We start from the raw sequence: 17,025 nt of genomic DNA, 5'->3' as shown, positions 1-17,025 counted from the left end.
ACCGACCAGCGCGCGCCGAGCGGGAGGAACACGCTCCAGAAGAGCAGCATGCGCAGCAGGCTGTCCCCCGCGTTCAACACCATCGGGTTCCGGGCTTGCACGGAGAGCAGCAGCAGCCAGGAGACGAGCGTCACCGCCCGCGTTCGATACCCGACGAGGAGGGTGAGGGCGAACGCGCCGGCGACGGCGANNCCACGGTTCCCCCGAGAGCGTGTGCGGCAAGGGAGTCGTCGAGTAGTCCACGACGTACGCGCGTCGCGGGAGCACGCCGTAGTCGGTGTAGAAGGCCGTCAGCGAACGCGAGCGCCGCGCGAGGTCGGCGAGCAACAGCGTCGCGAGCCCGATCCGAAAGGCGGCGAGCGCGCGCAGGTCGACCGCGACTCGCGCGGCGAGCGCCGCGGAGAGCCGATCGACGGCGTTCGAGAGTCGGGACCGAGCGGTGTCGGTGGAGGGCGTTCGTTCCATAATTTCGTAGCGGAGAGTTCAGCAGGAATCTCAGTTCGGCCGGGATAAGCTTGTTGTATATTGAAACGTTCGTTTGACTCTCGCCGCGTCGGCCGCGAGCGGGATATAGTCGGGGCCGCGGCGACCGGAAGCGTGAACTGGGGCGGGTGCGTACGACCATACCGATGGACGCAGAGACCGCTGAGGCCGACGCGATCGTGCTCTTCGACGGCGTCTGCAACCTCTGTAGCGGGTTCGTGCAGTTCATTCTCCCGCGCGACGACGAGGGCAAGTACCGGTTCGCCTCACTGCAGTCCGACGTCGGACAGGCGCTGCTGGCCGAGCACGACCTGCCGAGGGACGAGCTCGACTCGGTCGTCCTGATCGAGGACGGAGAGAGCTACGTCAAGTCGGCGGCGATACTCCGGATCGCGACGGGACTGGGCGGTTTCTACCGGCTCCTCTCGCCGTTCCGGTACCTGCCCCGATCGGTCCGCGACCGTCTCTACGACTTCGTCGCCGACCACCGATACCGGTGGTTCGGCAAGAAGGACCGGTGTATGATGCCGTCCGAAGACGTCCAGTCGCGGTTCTTGGAGTGAGCGGGCTCGCTCGGGCCCCTCGCGCTGCGACGGCTACCTGAGTGGCTCATCGCTCGCTGACTCGGTATCCGTCCTTCAGAAAGCGGGCCGGGCGCGAATGTTGAACTACGAGAAGACGATCGCTCGCTTCGCTCGCGCTGCGATTTCTCTACTTCAAATCGCGCGAATCGCTTCGCTCGTCGCGGAGTGCTCCTCGCAGAAGCGGGCCGGGCGCGATTTGAACACGCGACCGACGGATTAAGAGTCCGTCGCTCTCCCTAACTGAGCTACCGGCCCTCACCGAATTCTACCCGTGTCGACGTAAAAGACCTTTTCATTCGGCGGCGTCGATTCACGCGGTGTCACGGTCATTTCTCGTCGGTGGGTCCCCCTGCCAGCGTTGTCGTCGGAGTCGCCCGAAGCCGGCGCCGCTCCCCGTCCCACGCGGAGAGCGCACTCGTTAAGTGTGGTCCCGGGGAAATCACGTGCAATGAGTAGTGGGGCATCCGGATCCGCGCGGACCCGATACGCGATCCTCGGCTGTGGAAGCGTCGGACACGCCGTCGCGGAGGAGCTGACGGACCGCGGCAAGGACGTGCTCATCCTCGACCGCGACGAGAGCCGCGTCGAGGCGCTCCGCGACCAGGACCTCAACGCCCGCGTGCAGGACATCGCCGAGCCCGACGTGGTCGCGGAGCTCGACGACCGCGACATCGTGCTGATCCTCGCCAGCGACGTCGAGGCGAACAAGGCGGCCGTCTCGGCGGTGCGCGACGTCGGCGGCGACCACTACGTCGTCGTCCGCGCCTCCGACCCCGTCAGCGAGGACGAGCTCCGCGACCGCGGCGCCGACGTGGTGATCAACCCCTCGACGGTGATCGCCGACAGCGCCCTCCAGTCGCTCGAAACGGGCGAGCTGGAGTACATGGCGCGCCAGCTCGCGGAGATCATCGAGGAGGGCGGCGGCCGGATGGCGATCCTGACCCACGACAACCCGGAGCCGGACTCGATCGCGTCGGCGACAGCGCTCCAGGCGATCGCGGACGCGTTCGGCGTCGAGGCCGACATCCTCTACTCGGGGGACGTGGGCCACCAGGAGAACCGGGCGTTCGTCAACCTCCTCGGGATCGACCTCGTGGCGCGGTCGGACGCGCCCGACCTCTCGGAGTACGAGACGGTCGCCGCGGTCGACCTCGCGAAGTCGGCCGACGACGGCTTCGACTTCGACGTCGGGATCGACGTGTACATCGATCACTTGAAGGCGGACGTCCCGTTCGACGCCCGGTTCGTCGACGTGCGGACCAACGTCTCCTCGACGTCGACAATCCTCACGAAGTACCTCCAGGAGTTCGACCAGTCGCCGACCGAGGCGGTCGCGACCGCGCTCCTGTACGGGATCCGCGCCGAGACGCTCGACTTCAAGCGGGACACGACGCCCGCGGACCTGACCGCGGCCGCGTACCTCCACCCGTTCGCGAACCACGACACGCTCGAACAGGTGGAGTCGCCGTCGATGAGCCCCGAGACGCTGGACGTGCTCGCGGAGGCGATCCAGAACCGCGAGGTGCAGGGGAGCCACCTCTTCTCGACGGCCGGCTTCATCCGGGACCGGGAGGCGCTCGCGCAGGCCGCCCAACACCTGCTGAACTTGGAGGGGATCACGACGACCGCCGTCCTCGGGATCGCCGACGACACGATTTACCTCGCCGCGCGCTCGAAGGACATCCGCCTGAACATCGGGAACGTCCTCGACGAGGCGTTCTCGGAGATGGGCGACGCCGCCGGTCACTCCACGCAGGGGTCGCTGGAGATCCCGCTCGGCATCTTCACCGGTATCGAGGCGAGCGGCGAGAACCGCGACACCCTCCTCCACCTCACCGAGGAGGCGGTCCGCCGGAAGCTGTTCGACGCGCTCGGCGTCGAAGGCGGGAGCGGGAGCGACGGCGGGAACGGGTCGTAAGCGGGAGTAAACCAGCTACCGGTTCGGCCTCCACCGCCGGATCCGTTTTACTCGTCTGACCCGTACCCGGAGCTACGCGGCTGCGCGATCACCATGCACGTTCCCGAGGACACGCCGGACGCCTGCCCCGCCTGCGGCGATCCCTACGAGTCGGTGTCTCGCCACGCCGACGGGTTCGTCGTCAACCTGCTCGACAACGAGCGGTATCAGCGTGTGTGCTTCGATCCCGCGAGCGACGGCGACGGCCCCGCGCTCGACTGTTATCACCACACCCACCGACAGGCCGGCGGCTCGGCGGGCGAGCGGTCGGAAGGCAGGTAACGTCGCACCCGACGAGCGGTTCGGTCGCCGTCGGTCAGAAGCCGTCGCCGTCGGTCAGAAGTCGTCGCCGTCGGTGATCGAGGTGTACGAGCCGATCAGCGCGCCGGAGAGGTCGACGCCCTCCAGCGTGACGCCCTCGTCGATGACGGAGTTACGGATATCGGAGTCGGTGATCGTCCCGTTCGGGAAGACGACCGAGCGGTCGAGCGTCGAGTCGGTGACGGTCGCGCCCGACATGACGTGGACCACGTCGCCGAGGTCGGACCCCTCGACGGTCGCGTCGTCGGCGACGAGCGTGCCGCCCTCGAGCGCGTACTCGACCGCGTCGAGGTAGCTGTCGGCGGTGCCGATGTCGAACCACGCGCCGTCGAAGGTGAACGCGTGAACCGGGCCGCGCCCCTGGAGCCACTGGAGGAACCAGCCCGGTTCGTCGGGGTTGTTCCCGTCCGAGAGGTACGTCGAGAGGTCGGGGAGCGTCTCCGCCGGGAACGCGTAACACGCGATGGAGACGAGCGTGCTCTTCGGGTCGTCGGGCTTCTCCTGGAAGTTCACGACCTCGTCGCCGTCGAGTTCGACGAGCCCGTACGACTTGGCGCGTTCGCGGTCCTCGACGTCGTAGGCGGCCAGCGTCGGCGCCCCCTTCGACTCGAAGAAGTCGGCGAACTCGGCGAGATCGAAGCTGATCATGTTGTCGCCGGCGACGACGACGAGGTCGTCGTCGACTCCCTCGCGGTCGACGAGCTGTTCGAGCGCCCCCACGACGCCGAACTTCTCGTCCTCCTCGACGGTCTCCTCGACCGAGAGCGTCGGCTTCTCGAACGGGCTGTCGCTGAGGTACTCGTCGAACGTGTCCGCGAACCGCTCGTTCGTGGAGACGAACACCTCGTCGACGCGGTCGTCCGCCTCGAAGTCCTCGAATATCTCGTCGATGACGGTGTTTTCCCCGACCGGGAGGAACATCTTCGGTCGGTGCTCGGTGATCGGCCAGAGTCGGGTGGCGTAACCCCCCGCGAGTACGACGGCTTTCATATCACCCCCGTCTCACCCCGGTGACATACTTCTTTTGCTCGTGTCAACCACCAAAAACGCAGGCGGCGGCTTCGTCTTAGTCGCTCAGGCGTTCGGTGTCGATGCTCACGCCCGGCGGAGTGACCACGAGGAACCCGCGGAAGTGCATCAGCTCGCCGCCCATGTCCTTCACCTCGCGGGCGAAGCCGGCGGCGAGCTCGTTGAGGTCGCCGTCGATCGACAACACCAGCGTGTTCCCGTAGTCGACGCTGCGGACCCACTCCTCGGGATCGGTGGTGCCGTCGAGGACGCCGAGGACGACGTCGCCGGCGGCCGCGAACGCCTCGTCCATCTGCTCTTCGGCGTCGCGTAAGTCGAGGTCCCAGTCGCTCATACCTCAGGGTCGCGAGGCGGCGGCAAAAACGTTCGGACCCGCCGAGTGCGTCGCACGCCGGGCGCCACCGCCCGGTCGCGGAGTCGTTAAGTGCGCTCCGGCCCCAGCGGGCAACATGGAACGCACGCGGCGGTCCCTGCTCGCGGGCGCGGCGTCGGTCGGCGTCGTCGGCGCGGCGGGATGTCTCGGCGGCGGAGGCGGCGGCACTACCCTCGACCTCAGCGGCGTCGACCTCGACACCGGCGAGTACGACTGCGACCTGGCGGAGCCGTCGGACCCGAACCTCGACCACCGGCCGACCCTCGGCGACCCCGAGTCAGACGTGGTCGTTCGGGCGTTCGAGGACTTCACCTGCGGTCACTGTGCGAGCTACACGCTCGATCACTTCCCGGCGATCCGCGAGGAGTACGTCGAGTCCGGCGAGATCCGGTACGAACACTGGGACTTCCCGATCCCCGTCAACGAGACGTGGGCGGTCCCCGTCGCCAGCGCGGCCCGCGGCGTCGGCGCCCGGAACGGCTCCGAGGCGTTCTTCGAGTTCGCCTCGGCGGCCTACGAGTCGCAGGGGAGCTACAGCGGCGAGGCGATCGGCGCCGCCGCCGAGGCCGCGGGCGCTGACCCCTGTGCGGCGATGTCGGACGCGCGGTTCGCGGCGTACGGGGAGGCGTCGGCGGACGACAGGTCGGAGGGAACGTCGATGGGCGTCGAGGGGACGCCGACGATATTCGTGAACGGCGAGCCGGTCGACACCTACGAGGCCGCGACCGTCGGGGCGGCGATCGACGAGGCGCTGTAGTCGCGACGACGACGCCCCCTCCCGTATCTCGCGCCGATGACCCTGTAGCGTCGGTCTTTTGCCCGTTCGACTCGTTTTATAAGGCAATGAGCGACGACGACCGCGGGGAGCGACGGCTGCTCGGCGCCGTCGTGCTCGCGGTGCTGATATCGCAGGTACTCCTCTACCCCGGCGTGCCGGACCTCGTGGTCGCCCTCGGCGCGCCGGCCGGCATCGACGCCGGGATGTGGTTCCTCGTCGCGGAGTTCGGCGCCTTCGTCTCCTTCGCGGTCGTCTGGGGGGCCGCCAGCGACGCGCTCGGGAAGCGGGTCCCGCTGATCGTCGCCGGCGCGCTCGGCGGGGCGACCTCCTACCTCGCGCTGGCGGCGGTTCCGGGGCTCGGACTCGGATTCCGAGCCGCCCTCGTCGTCCGCGTCGTCGGCGGTGCGCTCACGATCGGCGCGTTCTCGCTCGCGATCACGTCGCTGATGGATCTGCGCGGCGGCAACGGGCGGAACATGGGCGCCGCCGGCACGGCGATCGGACTGGGCGCGGCGGTCGGCTCCGTCGTCGGCGGCGCGCTCGCCGACCTCGACCCCTTCTACCCGGTGTACGCCGGGGCGGCCGTGCTGGCGGTCGCGGGGCTGCTCGCGTCGACCGTCGACGACTCGACGGCGACGCCCGGGCGGTCGGTCGAGGACAGCCGTGAGGACGCCGGCTTCCGTCACGTGCTCTCGCGGGCCCGGACGACGCGCGGGCTCCTGGTTCCGCTGGCGTTCGGGTTCGTCGACCGGCTCACGGCCGGCTTCTTCGCGCTGGTCGGCGTCTACTACTTCCAGGACCCGGGGACGTTCGGCCTCTCGGCGGCCGGTGCGGGGGCGACGCTCGCGCTCTTTTTCGTCCCGTTCGCGCTGCTCCAGTCCCCGTTCGGATCGCTCTCCGACAGGGTGGGGCGGTTCCTGCCAGTCGTGGTCGGCTCCGTCGCCTACGGGGTCGCCACCGTCGGCGTCGGCGTCGCGCCGGTCTACCCGCTCGCGGCCGGGCTGATGGTCCTCGTCGGCGTCTGCGGCGCGCTGATGGCGCCGGCGACGATGGCGCTCGTCACCGACCTCGTCGAGCCCGAGGCCCGCGGCGCGGCGATGGGGCTGTTCAACGTGTTCGGCTCGCTCGGGTTCCTCGCGGGCTTCCTCGTCGGTGGGAGCGCCACGGAGGCGTTCGGCTACACGCCGGCGTTCCTCGCGGTCGGCGGACTGGAGCTCGCCATCGCGCTGGCGCTGTTCCCGGCCGTGCGGGCGCTCGCGCCGGGCGAGGGCCTGCTCGGGCTCCGCGGCGACGCCGAGCGTTCGACCTCGGAGTAGGTCGCCGAGTCGAGCCTTTTTAAGCCTCGCGCGCCCTCCGTTCGGGCAACCGATGGACATACTCGTCGCGGGCGCGGGCGAGATCGGCCGGTGGATCGCCGACACGGTGTCGGCCGACGAGTCGCCGGTAGAGGCGACGCTCGCGTTCGCCGACCGCGACCCGGACGTCGCCCGCGACGCCGCCGCCTCGCGGGACGCGACGACGGTCCCGGTCGACGGCGACACGACCCACGACGCGGTGTGTCTCGCGGTGCCGATGTCGGCGGTCCCGGCCGCGGTCGAGGCGTACGCGCCCCGCGCGGATCAGGCGATCCTCGACGTCTCCGGCGAGATGACCGACGCGGTCGCGGCGATGCGCGAGCACGCGCCGGGGCTCGAACGCGCGAGCTTCCACCCCCTGTTCGCGCCGCCGCGGGTCCCGGGCAACGTCGCCTGCGTGGTCGACGAGGGCGGCCCGGTCGTCGAGGGGATCGCGGCCGCGATCGAGGCCGGCGGCAACGAGGTGTTCGAGACGACCGCCGCGGAACACGACCGGGCGATGGAGACGGTGCAGGCCGGCGCGCACGCGGCCGTCCTCGCGTGGCGGCTCGCGGGCGACGACGTGCGCGAGGAGTTCCACACGCCCGTCTCGGCCGCGCTCGACGATGTCGCCGACACCGTCACCGAGGGCGCGCCCGGCGTGTACGCCGAGATCCAGCGCGCCTTCGACGGCGCCGACGACGTGGCCGCCGCGGCCCGCGAGATCGCCGACGCCGACTCGGACGAGTTCGCCGACCTGTACGAGGCGGCGCGCGGCGACCGCGAGGGACGGGAGCGACACGAGTGACCGACCGACGACCACGAGTGAGCAGACCGACCACAACAGTGATTCCATGATAGACAGAGACGCGGTCCGGAACAACGCCAACTACCTGCGCAACGTCAGGCCGATCGACCCCGAGGAGATCGCGGAGTACGTCGAGGGGACGCCGCACCCGGCGGTCGTCCGCGAGACGCTCCGCGAGGAGGCGTTCGACCTCCGGCTCCGCGAGCGGGACGACGGGAGCTTCGAGCCGGTCCCCGAGGGGCCGATCCCCGACTCCGAGTGGTCGCCGACGGCGTTCCCCGAAAATTACGCGTTCGCCCTCGAAGACCTCCTCGTCGCCGAGTTCGGCGCGAACTGGCACCGCGGCGAGTCGGGCGCGGAGCTCCGCGAGGCGGTCCGGCGGCTGAAGACCGACTACCTCTACGAGAACGACGTCGAGTACGGTCGGATGGCGGCGCTCGGCTACGCGATATACCACCTCCCCGCCTACTACGCGACGATCGGGTACGTCCTCGACGACCTCGCGGAGAACGGGCTGCTCGACCGGACGCTCCGCGTCCTCGACGTGGGCGCCGGCGTGGGCGGGCCCGCGCTCGGCCTCCACGACTACCTCCCAGACGACGCCGTCGTCGACTACCACGCGGTCGAGCCGAGCGCCGCGGCCGACGTCCTCGACCGGCTGCTCGACGAGACCGGCCGCAACTTCCGCGCGACGATCCACGAGACGACGGCGGAGTCGTTCCTCGGAACCGGCGGGAGAGACGCGGAGTTCACGTCCGACGACCCCTTCGATCTGGTCGTCTTCGGGAACGTGCTCTCGGAGCTCGCGGACCCGGTGGCGGTGGTCGACGCCGCGCTCGACCGACTCGCCGACGACGGGAGCGTCGCCGCCTTCGCGCCCGCCGACCGCAACACCGCGATGGGGCTCCGGGAGATCGAGCGAGCGGTCGTCACGCCGACGAGCGACGTCGACACGTACTCGCCGACCGTCCGGCTGTGGCCGGATGCGATGCCCTCGGACGGCGGCTGGTCGTTCGACGTCGCCGACGACCTCGACGCGCCCCCGTTCCAGCGGCGGCTCGACGAGGGCGCCGACCGCGGCGCGACCGACGAGCCGGGCGAGTTCGTCAACGTCGACGTGCAGTTCGCGTACGCGATCCTCCGACCGGACGGGAAACGCCGGGTCGACGTCCGGGCGAACGACGGCCGCTGCGCGCGGATGGCGGACTCCGAGGAGCACGTCACCGACCGCGTGAACCTTCTCGCGGTGAAGCTCAGCCACGACCTCAGCGCGGGCGACAACGCCCTTTACCGCGTCGGCGACGGCTCGCAGACCGTGGATCACTACCTCGTCTGCACGCGCGAGACCGTGCTCAACGAGGACCTCCGGCGGGCCGACTACGGCGCGGTCGTCTTCGTCGAGAACGGCCTCGTGCTCTGGAACGACGACGAGGACGCGTACAACGTGGTCGTCGACGACGAGACGGTCGTCGACATGGTCGCGCCCTGAGGACCGGTCGGCCTCCGTCGCGACGCGACGGCGACCGAACGCCGATCGCCCTCCCCCGGGATCACGGAAAACCGTTCGCGGTCGACCCGTTCGGACCGCCGTTCACGGCCGACCCGCTCGGACCGACCTCGTCGCGGACGGCGAAGTAGAGGACCCAGACGACGACGCCGCCGAACAGCGCGGCGAGCGTCCACGCGATCGCGTGGCGGCTGTTCCGGTCCGTCGCGTCCAGATAGACGAGCAGGGACACGAGCAGCGCCGGAACGACCAGTATCCCGAGGAGGAGGGCGGCAACGAGCAGTTCCGGACCGCCGGCGACACCGATCTGCAGGGTGGAGGGCATGCTGTCCTTTCATTTGGAAAATAGGTAAAAAAGGATTACTTCCCGCCGACCGGCTCGATCAGCTCCGGCGCGTCGACTCCGGGCGAGTTCACCCGGCTCGACACCGGGTACGCCGTCAGCTCGTCGGCCGGGTACGGGTCCAGCAGCGCGGCGGCCTCGTCGGGGTCCCCGCGGAGCCACGTCTCCTCTTCGTCCGGCGCCAAGAGTACCGCCATCCGGTGGTGGAGGCCGGTGACGAGGTCGTTCGGCTCGGTCGTAACGATCGTGAACGTCTCCACGGGGCCGTCGGTCTCGCCGTCGTCGCTCTCCGCCGACCCGCCGCCGAACGCCCCGAGCCCAGTCTGCGTCGTCTCGGGCTCGGGCGGCTCCCACCGCTCGTAGAGTCCCGCCATCGCGAACGGCCGGTCGTCCTCGAACGCGACCCGGTAGGGCGTCTTTCCGGAGCCGCCCCGTCCGCCGGATCCGCTCCGCTCACTGGCTCCGTTCGGTCCGCCGCCGTCGACCCACTCGTAGAAGCCGTCCGCGGGCACGAGACACCGCCGTCGCTCGAAGGCGTCGGCGAAGCTCCGCTTCTCGCGGACCGTCTCGGCGCGGGCGTTGATGAGGCCGAACGACTCGTCCGCCCACGAGGGGGTGAGTCCCCACTCCATCCGCGTCGCGGCGGTCGGGTCCTCGTCCGTGATCACCGGGAGCTCCTGGCCCGGCGCGCAGTTGTAGCTGGGTTCGACGCCGCCGAAGTCGGCGCCGAACCGGGCCTCCAAGTCGGCGGCGGCGGTGAAAAGCGTATAGCGGCCGCACATTGATAGCGGATGTTGGCGCCGCCGATACTTAAGTAACGGTCGGCCTCGGCGTCGGTCCCCACCCGCGCCGCCTCCCGTCGGGTTTTTGCCCGCGCGCCGCCGCGGTCGGGTATGCGCATCGAGAACAGCTTCATCCCGGTCGAGGGAGTCGGCGAGACGACGGAGCGCAGGCTCTGGCGCGAGGGCGTCACCACCTGGGAGGCGTTCGACCCCGCGGTCGACGTCGCGGGCGTCGGCTCGACCACCGCCGACCGGATCGAGTCGTTCATCGCCGAGGCGCTGACGCGCCTCGACGACGGCGACGCGGCCTACTTCGACCGGACGTTCCCGAGCGGGGAGCGCTGGCGGCTCTACGAGAACTTCCGCGAGGAGACCTGCTTCTTCGACATCGAGACGACGGGGCTCGACGAGCACCGCGACCGCGTGACGACCGTGAGCTTCCACCGCGACGGGGAGACGACGACGCTCGTCGCAGGCGACGACCTCACCGCCGACAGCCTGCGCGAGCAGTTCGCCGACGCCAGCCTGCTCGCGACGTTCAACGGCGCGCGGTTCGACGTGCCCTTCTTGGAGGCCTCCTTCGGGATCGACGTCGACACGCCGCATCTCGACCTCATGTACCCCTGCAAGCGGATCGGGCTCTCCGGCGGGCTGAAACCCATCGAGAAGGAGATCGGGATCGACCGCGACCGCCCGGACCTGTCGGGCCGGGACGCGGTCCGGCTCTGGCGCGAGTACGAGCGCGGGGACGCGGACGCGCTCGACACCCTCGTCTCGTACAACCGCGAGGACACCGAGAACCTCCGAACGCTCGCCGACGTCGTCAGCGAGCGGCTCCACGAGGACGTGTTCGTCGGCGCCGCCGCGGAGCGCTAACGAGCGAGGCCCGACGGCTCGACGGCGGCTACGTCGGCTCCGCGTCGGGGTCGACCGGCGCCTCGGCCGTCTCTGAGCCCGTACCGTCCTCCTCACCGTTCCCGTCAGGAGTCGCGTCGGTCTCCTCGGAGACCGACTCGCCGTCGCTCTCCGGTTCCTCCCCCGCGGCCGCCTCCGCGCTGACGATCGGCGGGTCTTCGCGATCCGACTCCTCGTCTGGCACCGACTCCCCGTCGGGGTCCGACGCTTCGTCGGACTCGGCCGCGTCGTCGTCTCCGGCGCTCTCCTCGTCGACGGTGCTTTCTCCGTCTTCAGCACTTTCCTCGCCTCCGGCGCTCTCTTCCTCCCCGGCGCCTTCCTCGTCGCTCTCGGCGGCGTCCTCGCCGTCGTCGGCCGCTTCGACGCCCTCGTCCGACTCCTCTCCCGCCTCCTGGACCAGCTTCATTTCGCCGCGCGCCCGGAGAGAGCCGTCGATCTCGGCGCCGTCGTGGACGACGAGGTCGCCCGCCGAGACGTCGCCGAGCACCCGCGCGCCGGCCTCGATGGTGACCGTCCCGCCGCGAGTCGTGACGTCGCCGTGGATGACCGTGTCGGCGCCGACGGTCACGCCCTCGCGGGCGCGGAGGGAGCCGAACACCTCGTTGCGCTCGCCGACGTGTACCGATTCGGCCCGGAGGTTGCCGTGGAGCCGGCAGTCGTCCCCGACCGTCGCGGGCGTCGAGACGCGCCACGCGTCGTCGGAGATCTCGGCGCCGCGCGGCACCAACAGGGGGTCGCGCACGTCGTCGCCGTCGGCGAGCGCCTCCGCGAGCTCGTCGGCCGCGTCGGTCTCGCCGACCCGCAGGAGCTGGGAGAGGACGATGAAGTAGAAGACGATCGTTGGGACGGGGTTCCGGATGACGATCCAGCCGTTCGCCTCGAACCCCTCCTCGATCGACACGTCGTCGCCGATGTCGAGGTCCCCGGAGACCATCAGCCGGCCGGTGACGGTGACCCGCTCGCCGAGGTACGCGTCCTCGCCGACGAGCACGTTGCCGTCGACGGTACACCACGTGTCGAGCCGGCAGTCGCCCTCGGCCTCGATGTCGTTCCCGACGCGCACGCGCTCGCCGATGGCGACGTTGCGCCCGCGCAGGCCGAACTCCACCGTCGACTGGCCGCCGACGAGCACGTCGCCGTCGACGACGAGGTCGTGCTCCTCGACGGTCGTCCCGGACGGGACCGCGAGCTCCTCTATCGGACCGTCCCCTCGCAGCGACACACCGGGAGAACTCCCTCCGCGCGTATAAACCGTGTGGGGACGTCCGACGCGCGTCGGACGCCGGCGCGGAAGGGTCGACGCCCCGGCGGGCGCGAGCGGTCGGTCTCGCCCGAGCGGTCGGTCCCGCCCGAGCGGTCGACCCCCAGCGCCGCGCGTGCGACTCCCCCTCGGATCGTCGGCAGGTCACTACCCTTTTGAGTCCGGCGCGGATGGGTCAGGTATGGGATTCGGATCGTACGACGAGAGCGAGCAGAAGAACCAGGACGTTGACACCGACGACGACGCCGCGGTGAACGTCCACGAGCACGACCACGACGGCGAGGTGTCCATCGAGGGCGGCGCGTCCACCGACGACTTGGTCGGGCGGCTCTCGGAGATGAAAGACGACGGCGACGAGGAGTAATCGCCACCGCCCCCTCGCCGAATCGAGACCGGCGACCGGGGACCCGCGAGCGCCGGACCGAGGCCGTGTCACGCTCCTTTTATCCGGTCGACGCCTACGACGGCCCATGAGCACAGACCTGACCTTCACGGACGACGGCGTCGACGTCGTCTACGAGGGGACCGAGTTCGAGCTGGAGAAGGACCTGATCGAGGAGGCGACCGGCAAGGGGTTCCGCGACGTCACCGACCACGAGGTGTTACAGATCGTGGCCGAGGAGCCCGACTTGGACGGCGAGCCCGTCCGGATCGGCGACGTCTTGTAAGGCGGCTCCGCGAAGCGGTACGATTTTACGCGACGGTCGGTTCCGCCGCGGTATGAGTATCGGCACCGTTCTCTCCGCGCTCACGAGTTCGAAACTACGGACCGCTCTCGTCGGGCTGTTGGTCCTCGTGGGCGCCGTCGGCGGCGCGTTCGCCGTCGGGATGCTCGGCGTCCCGAGCGTCGCGACAGTCGACAACACCTTCGGCGACGTGACGAACGAGACCACCGAGGTCGAGACGGACCTGGTCGTCTCGAATCCGAACCCGATCGGCGTCGGGCTCGACGGCGTCTCGGTGAACTACACGGTGTCGATGAACGACATCGAGATGGCGCAGGGCGGTCGCGAGGGCGTCTCCGTCGACGCCGGCAACTCCACCGTCCCCCTCGAAACGGAACTGCGGAACGACGCGATCCCGCCGTGGTGGGTCAGTCACGTCCGCAACGGCGAGCGGACCGAGGTCGGCATCGACGCCAGCGTCACCTCGGACCTGCTCGGGCGGACCGTGGAGTTCAGTCGCGACCGCGAGATAACGACCGACCTGCTCGGCGCCTTCGACTCGAACGAGACCAGACCGGTGAACGCCGACAGCGCGCTGACGGACGATCCCGTCCTCTACGTCAACGAGACGCGGGGCGAGTGGGGGAGCGTCAGCGAGGCCGAGACGCCCATCGACATGGCGTTCACGGTGTACAACCCGAACCTCGAACCGTACGTCGTCACTGAGATCGGCTACGACGTCACGATGAACGGGGTCGAGATGGCCACGGGACGGACCGAGGAGGGGTACGTGATCCCCTCGCGGAGCTCCGAGACGATCGAGTTCACGACCGCGCTCCAGAACCGCCGGCTCGACGAGTGGTGGGTCACGCACCTCGACGAGGAGGTCCGCGGCCACCAGGTGAGCGGTCTCCGGATCGAATTCTACGCCGTCATCGAGTTCCCGGGCGGAGAGGAGGTCACCGTTCCGCTCGACGAGCTGACCTACGAAGAGACTATCGAGACCGACATCTTCGACGAGGGCGAGGACGTTCGGGGCTCGGGCGACACCGACGGGAGCGGGACCGAGGGCGACGGGTCCGGCACGGACGACACCGACGGCGGAAACGATACCGACGACGGAAGCGCCACCGACGACACCTCGGGAGACGGGGATTCCACCGGCGGCAACACCACTGACGACGGGAACGCAACCGACGACGACACCACCGACGACGGGTCGGACGACGGCGACGACGGCGTCCTCCCGCTGTAGGACCGCCGCCGATATCTCTGACTGATAGTCGGGAGCGACCGACGTGACGCCCGCTCGTACGCGGCGTCGAGCCATACGACGCGACCGCGGTCGACGCGATCGACCCCCTCCGAATGAAACGCTGTTTTCATCGATCGGCGAGCAGGCTCGTCTGCCGCAAACGGGCCGCCAGATATACAACACTACTTTATTTGCGGCCGCCGAACAGCCGATAATGGCCGACGCCGATGGCGGAGGATCGCCGGACGTCCTCGAGAACAAGCGGAGCGCGACGCGGTATCAGGTGCTCGTGGAGATCGCGGCCCGCCAGCCCGCCGTGAGTCAGGGCGAGATAGCCGAGACGATCGGGGTGACCTCGCAGGCGGTCAGCGATTACGTTCGCGACCTCGTCGAGGCCGGATACGTCGAGAAGGGGGGTCGCGGCCGGTACGAGGTGACCAAGGAGGGCGTCGACTGGCTCATCTCCCGGACCGACGACCTGGAGACGTACCTCGAGCGAGTGAACTCCGACGTCCTCGGGAGCGTCGAGGTCGACGCCGCCATCGCGCTCGGGAACGTGGCGGAGGGGAGCGAGGTCGGACTGGTGATGCGGGACGGCGTCCTCCACGCCGACCCCTCGGGCGGGACCGCGACCGCGGTCACTGTCACGAGCGCTAAAAAGGGCGAGGCCGTCGGCGTCGCCGACTTCGAGGGCGTCGTCGACTACGACACCGGGACCGTCTCCGTGCTTCCCGTGCCCACCGTCACCGACGAGGCCCCGCCCGATCCGGACGTGATATCGGATCACGTCCCGGAAGGCGGGCTTCTCGCGGTCGCCGGGACGGAGGCGTACGCGCTCGTTTCCCGGAGCGACGCGACCCCGGACGTCCGGTTCGGAACCGCCGATGGCGTCGCCGAGGCCGGCATGCTCGGCCTCGACGTCCTGTTGGTGGCGGTTACAGACGAGATCCCGCGTCACACGTCCAAACTCCGCGACAGGAACATCCCGCACCGGGTACTCGATTCGGACGACCGCTGATCGGGCGGTCGGCCCGCGGTCGCCGCCGAACAAGACGGCGACGGTGCGGTCTCGATGCGCCCTCTCAATCCGCCGCGTCGGTGACGCCCCGACTCTCGCCTTCCAACCTCGTCGGTAGCTTACCGTCGTACCCCTCCGGCACGTACGGACAGAGCGGGTCGCTTCCGGTCGGGTCCCCGGTCGCCGCGAACGCCCGGGAGCGGCTCCCGCCGCAGACCCGTCGGAACTCGCAGGCGCCGCACTTGCCCGCGAACTGATCCGGTTCCCGGAGCGACTCGAACAGGCCCGACTTCCGATAGATGTCCACCACGGACCGGTCCCGGACGTTGCCCGCGGACTTCGGGAGGAACCCCGACGGGTACGTCTCTCCGGTATGGCTGACGAAGGCGAACCCCCGGCCGGCCGTGATGCCGCCGCGTCGACGGACCCCGGCGTCGTCGCCGTCGCGCTGAAGACCGACCCGGCGGTAAAACGGCGCCTCCGTGGTCTTGACGCCGAACCGTTCCGCCTCGGCGACGTCGTGGAGCCACTCCATGACCGCCTCCGCGCGCTCCGGGGAGATCGGGTCGAGGATCCGCCCGCGGCCCACGGGCACGAGGAAGAAGACGCTCCAGAGCACCGCGCCGAGGTCGCGGACCCGATCGCGAATCGCCGGGAGCTCCTCGACGGTCTCGGCGCAGACGGTGGTGTTGATCTGCAGCGGGAGCCCGTCCTCCCGGGCCGCTCGGACCGCAGTCACCGTATCGCCGAAGCTCCGCTCGCCGCGGAACCGGTCGTGGCTTTCTCGGGTCGCGCCGTCGAGGCTGACCGCCATCCGCTGAACGCTGGCCTCCGCGAGCGCCTCGACGCGGTCGGGGGTCAGCGATGCCGTCCCGCTCGGCGTAAGCGTCATGCGGTGGCCGAGGTCGTCGCCGTGCGAGATCAATTCCGTGAGGTCCTCCCGGGCGAGCGGGTCGCCCCCCGACAGGACGACCAGTTGGCCGTCGCCGAACTCGGCGGCGTCGTCGAGGAGCCGCTTCCCCTCGGCGGTCGTCAGCTCGTCGGGGTGACGCTCCGGCTTCGCGTCCGCCCGACAGTGACGACAGGCGAGGCCGCACGCCTGCGTCACCTCCCAGATCAGGACGAAGGGACGCCGGTCAACGTCGAAGTCGTCGAACATGTGCTCGTCCCGCGCTACGACCTTTGCCCCCTTGGGGAATACCCCGAACGTGTTCAGGTAACGTCCCGCTTCCCCGACCGCGGCTCAGCCCTCGCTCCGCCTGCGATCGGTCATCGAGAAACGCGTACCGACGATGTGCGATCGGCGTTCCGGGGAGCGCCGCTCTTCCCGTTCTCTCTGAGGGATTCGGGGGGACAGCGTGAATTCAGACGTGGGCGAGTCTAGTTGCGAATGACACAAAACGTGCAAGGGTTGTATTCATACATTCAGTAGACGAAACTCACTCTACAGTTCCCGTCAAGTATTCGCGACAAGAAGAGGAACAACCGGAAGTTGTGTTGTTCCAATACTTGCTGAGGTTTGGCTGTTCCTCACAAGCCAAACTATGGTGCATCTGTTGTTGGAATGGCTCAAATCTACCGTTCATTCTCCTAATCCTTCTTCACGTGATTG

17 protein-coding genes, 1 tRNA gene and 2 pseudogenes are annotated in these 17,025 nt (G+C 69.5%); 12 read left to right on the top strand and 8 right to left on the bottom strand.

Going from position 1 to position 17,025, the window contains the following annotated elements; translation table 11 throughout:
- Positions 1-465 (bottom strand): annotated as a pseudogene (locus DJ75_RS18955) (HTTM domain-containing protein); the annotation flags it as partial.
- Positions 466-629: 164 nt separating this feature from the next.
- Here DJ75_RS18955 and DJ75_RS02880 point away from each other — a divergent pair.
- The gene (locus tag DJ75_RS02880; protein ID WP_094522369.1) at positions 630-1,046 is read left to right on the top strand and encodes a thiol-disulfide oxidoreductase DCC family protein; all 417 of its coding nucleotides are present in this window, start codon (positions 630-632) and stop codon (positions 1,044-1,046) included.
- Between the two features lie 202 nt (positions 1,047-1,248).
- Here the strand turns inward: DJ75_RS02880 and DJ75_RS02875 are convergent.
- Positions 1,249-1,322 (bottom strand) — tRNA-Lys (locus tag DJ75_RS02875).
- A gap of 193 nt (positions 1,323-1,515) precedes the next feature.
- Between DJ75_RS02875 and DJ75_RS02870 the strand changes: the two genes are divergently transcribed.
- On the top strand, positions 1,516-2,985 hold the full coding sequence (locus tag DJ75_RS02870) for a DHH family phosphoesterase (RefSeq protein ID WP_094522368.1): 1,470 nt from the start codon (positions 1,516-1,518) through the stop codon (positions 2,983-2,985).
- Positions 2,986-3,078: 93 nt separating this feature from the next.
- On the top strand, positions 3,079-3,306 hold the full coding sequence (locus DJ75_RS02865; protein ID WP_094522367.1) for a hypothetical protein: 228 nt from the start codon (positions 3,079-3,081) through the stop codon (positions 3,304-3,306).
- A gap of 54 nt (positions 3,307-3,360) precedes the next feature.
- Here DJ75_RS02865 and DJ75_RS02860 read toward each other — a convergent pair whose 3' ends face one another.
- Positions 3,361-4,335 (bottom strand): sugar phosphate nucleotidyltransferase, encoded by a 975-nt coding sequence (locus DJ75_RS02860; RefSeq protein WP_094522366.1) that lies wholly within the window; start codon positions 4,333-4,335, stop codon positions 3,361-3,363.
- Positions 4,336-4,414: 79 nt separating this feature from the next.
- Positions 4,415-4,708 (bottom strand): annotated as a pseudogene (locus DJ75_RS02855) (DUF5779 family protein); the annotation flags it as partial.
- A gap of 115 nt (positions 4,709-4,823) precedes the next feature.
- Here DJ75_RS02855 and DJ75_RS02850 point away from each other — a divergent pair.
- From DJ75_RS02850 to DJ75_RS02835, 4 genes are all read left to right on the top strand, one after another.
- Positions 4,824-5,504: a thioredoxin domain-containing protein gene (locus DJ75_RS02850; RefSeq protein ID WP_094522364.1), complete on the top strand. Its 681-nt coding sequence runs from the start codon at positions 4,824-4,826 to the stop codon at positions 5,502-5,504.
- An 86-nt stretch (positions 5,505-5,590) separates the two neighbouring features.
- Positions 5,591-6,841, top strand: coding sequence for an MFS transporter (locus DJ75_RS02845; protein ID WP_094522363.1), 1,251 nt, complete (start codon positions 5,591-5,593; stop codon positions 6,839-6,841).
- Between the two features lie 52 nt (positions 6,842-6,893).
- Entirely contained in the window at positions 6,894-7,667 is a 774-nt protein-coding gene (locus tag DJ75_RS02840; RefSeq protein ID WP_094522362.1) for a prephenate dehydrogenase, read from the top strand.
- Positions 7,668-7,713: 46 nt separating this feature from the next.
- Positions 7,714-9,156 (top strand): small ribosomal subunit Rsm22 family protein, encoded by a 1,443-nt coding sequence (locus tag DJ75_RS02835; protein ID WP_094522361.1) that lies wholly within the window; start codon positions 7,714-7,716, stop codon positions 9,154-9,156.
- Between the two features lie 61 nt (positions 9,157-9,217).
- On the opposite strand, the gene DJ75_RS02830 is transcribed toward DJ75_RS02835, so the two are convergent.
- Together DJ75_RS02830 and DJ75_RS02825 are read right to left on the bottom strand one after the other, a co-directional pair.
- Positions 9,218-9,499: a hypothetical protein gene (locus DJ75_RS02830; RefSeq protein WP_094522360.1), complete on the bottom strand. Its 282-nt coding sequence runs from the start codon at positions 9,497-9,499 to the stop codon at positions 9,218-9,220.
- Between the two features lie 35 nt (positions 9,500-9,534).
- A complete protein-coding gene (locus DJ75_RS02825) occupies positions 9,535-10,299 on the bottom strand; it encodes an SOS response-associated peptidase (RefSeq protein ID WP_094522359.1) in 765 nt (254 codons plus the stop codon).
- A 111-nt stretch (positions 10,300-10,410) separates the two neighbouring features.
- Between DJ75_RS02825 and DJ75_RS02820 the strand changes: the two genes are divergently transcribed.
- Positions 10,411-11,175: a ribonuclease H-like domain-containing protein gene (locus tag DJ75_RS02820; RefSeq protein WP_094522358.1), complete on the top strand. Its 765-nt coding sequence runs from the start codon at positions 10,411-10,413 to the stop codon at positions 11,173-11,175.
- A 28-nt stretch (positions 11,176-11,203) separates the two neighbouring features.
- On the opposite strand, the gene DJ75_RS02815 is transcribed toward DJ75_RS02820, so the two are convergent.
- Positions 11,204-12,436 carry a polymer-forming cytoskeletal protein gene (locus DJ75_RS02815; RefSeq protein ID WP_094522357.1) on the bottom strand — a complete coding sequence of 411 codons (1,233 nt, stop codon included), beginning with the start codon at positions 12,434-12,436 and terminating at the stop codon, positions 11,204-11,206.
- Between the two features lie 220 nt (positions 12,437-12,656).
- Here DJ75_RS02815 and DJ75_RS02810 point away from each other — a divergent pair, with 220 nt between their 5' ends.
- The 4 genes from DJ75_RS02810 (at position 12,657) to DJ75_RS02795 (ending at position 15,413) form a co-directional block, all read left to right on the top strand.
- Positions 12,657-12,839 carry a DUF5786 family protein gene (locus DJ75_RS02810; protein ID WP_094522356.1) on the top strand — a complete coding sequence of 61 codons (183 nt, stop codon included), beginning with the start codon at positions 12,657-12,659 and terminating at the stop codon, positions 12,837-12,839.
- Between the two features lie 106 nt (positions 12,840-12,945).
- Positions 12,946-13,143, top strand: a complete 198-nt coding sequence (locus DJ75_RS02805) for a DUF5800 family protein (protein WP_094522355.1) — start codon at positions 12,946-12,948, stop codon at positions 13,141-13,143.
- Between the two features lie 52 nt (positions 13,144-13,195).
- Positions 13,196-14,395, top strand: a complete 1,200-nt coding sequence (locus tag DJ75_RS02800) for an LEA type 2 family protein (RefSeq protein ID WP_094522354.1) — start codon at positions 13,196-13,198, stop codon at positions 14,393-14,395.
- A 214-nt stretch (positions 14,396-14,609) separates the two neighbouring features.
- On the top strand, positions 14,610-15,413 hold the full coding sequence (locus tag DJ75_RS02795) for a MarR family transcriptional regulator (RefSeq protein WP_094522353.1): 804 nt from the start codon (positions 14,610-14,612) through the stop codon (positions 15,411-15,413).
- Positions 15,414-15,477: 64 nt separating this feature from the next.
- Here DJ75_RS02795 and DJ75_RS02790 read toward each other — a convergent pair whose 3' ends face one another.
- Positions 15,478-16,572, bottom strand: coding sequence for a radical SAM protein (locus DJ75_RS02790; protein ID WP_094522352.1), 1,095 nt, complete (start codon positions 16,570-16,572; stop codon positions 15,478-15,480).
- Between the last annotated feature and the right edge of the window lie 453 nt (positions 16,573-17,025).

Source organism: Halorubrum sp. Eb13 (assembly GCF_002252895.1).
Classification (GTDB): Archaea; Halobacteriota; Halobacteria; order Halobacteriales; family Haloferacaceae; genus Halorubrum.
The sequence above is the reverse complement of the archived record's forward strand: the minus strand, read 5'-3'. Positions and strand labels throughout refer to the sequence as shown.

Coding starts and splice junctions, on each gene's coding strand:
- DJ75_RS02845 (WP_094522363.1), top strand. CDS start 5,591: ATGAGCGACGACGACCGCGGGGAGCGACGGCTGCTCGGCGCCGTCGTG.
- DJ75_RS02830 (WP_094522360.1), bottom strand. CDS start 9,499: ATGCCCTCCACCCTGCAGATCGGTGTCGCCGGCGGTCCGGAACTGCTC.
- DJ75_RS02835 (WP_094522361.1), top strand. CDS start 7,714: ATGATAGACAGAGACGCGGTCCGGAACAACGCCAACTACCTGCGCAAC.
- DJ75_RS02800 (WP_094522354.1), top strand. CDS start 13,196: ATGAGTATCGGCACCGTTCTCTCCGCGCTCACGAGTTCGAAACTACGG.
- DJ75_RS02870 (WP_094522368.1), top strand. CDS start 1,516: ATGAGTAGTGGGGCATCCGGATCCGCGCGGACCCGATACGCGATCCTC.
- DJ75_RS02790 (WP_094522352.1), bottom strand. CDS start 16,572: ATGTTCGACGACTTCGACGTTGACCGGCGTCCCTTCGTCCTGATCTGG.
- DJ75_RS02840 (WP_094522362.1), top strand. CDS start 6,894: ATGGACATACTCGTCGCGGGCGCGGGCGAGATCGGCCGGTGGATCGCC.
- DJ75_RS02880 (WP_094522369.1), top strand. CDS start 630: ATGGACGCAGAGACCGCTGAGGCCGACGCGATCGTGCTCTTCGACGGC.
- DJ75_RS02850 (WP_094522364.1), top strand. CDS start 4,824: ATGGAACGCACGCGGCGGTCCCTGCTCGCGGGCGCGGCGTCGGTCGGC.
- DJ75_RS02860 (WP_094522366.1), bottom strand. CDS start 4,335: ATGAAAGCCGTCGTACTCGCGGGGGGTTACGCCACCCGACTCTGGCCG.
- DJ75_RS02810 (WP_094522356.1), top strand. CDS start 12,657: ATGGGATTCGGATCGTACGACGAGAGCGAGCAGAAGAACCAGGACGTT.
- DJ75_RS02825 (WP_094522359.1), bottom strand. CDS start 10,299: ATGTGCGGCCGCTATACGCTTTTCACCGCCGCCGCCGACTTGGAGGCC.
- DJ75_RS02795 (WP_094522353.1), top strand. CDS start 14,610: ATGGCCGACGCCGATGGCGGAGGATCGCCGGACGTCCTCGAGAACAAG.
- DJ75_RS02865 (WP_094522367.1), top strand. CDS start 3,079: ATGCACGTTCCCGAGGACACGCCGGACGCCTGCCCCGCCTGCGGCGAT.
- DJ75_RS02820 (WP_094522358.1), top strand. CDS start 10,411: ATGCGCATCGAGAACAGCTTCATCCCGGTCGAGGGAGTCGGCGAGACG.
- DJ75_RS02805 (WP_094522355.1), top strand. CDS start 12,946: ATGAGCACAGACCTGACCTTCACGGACGACGGCGTCGACGTCGTCTAC.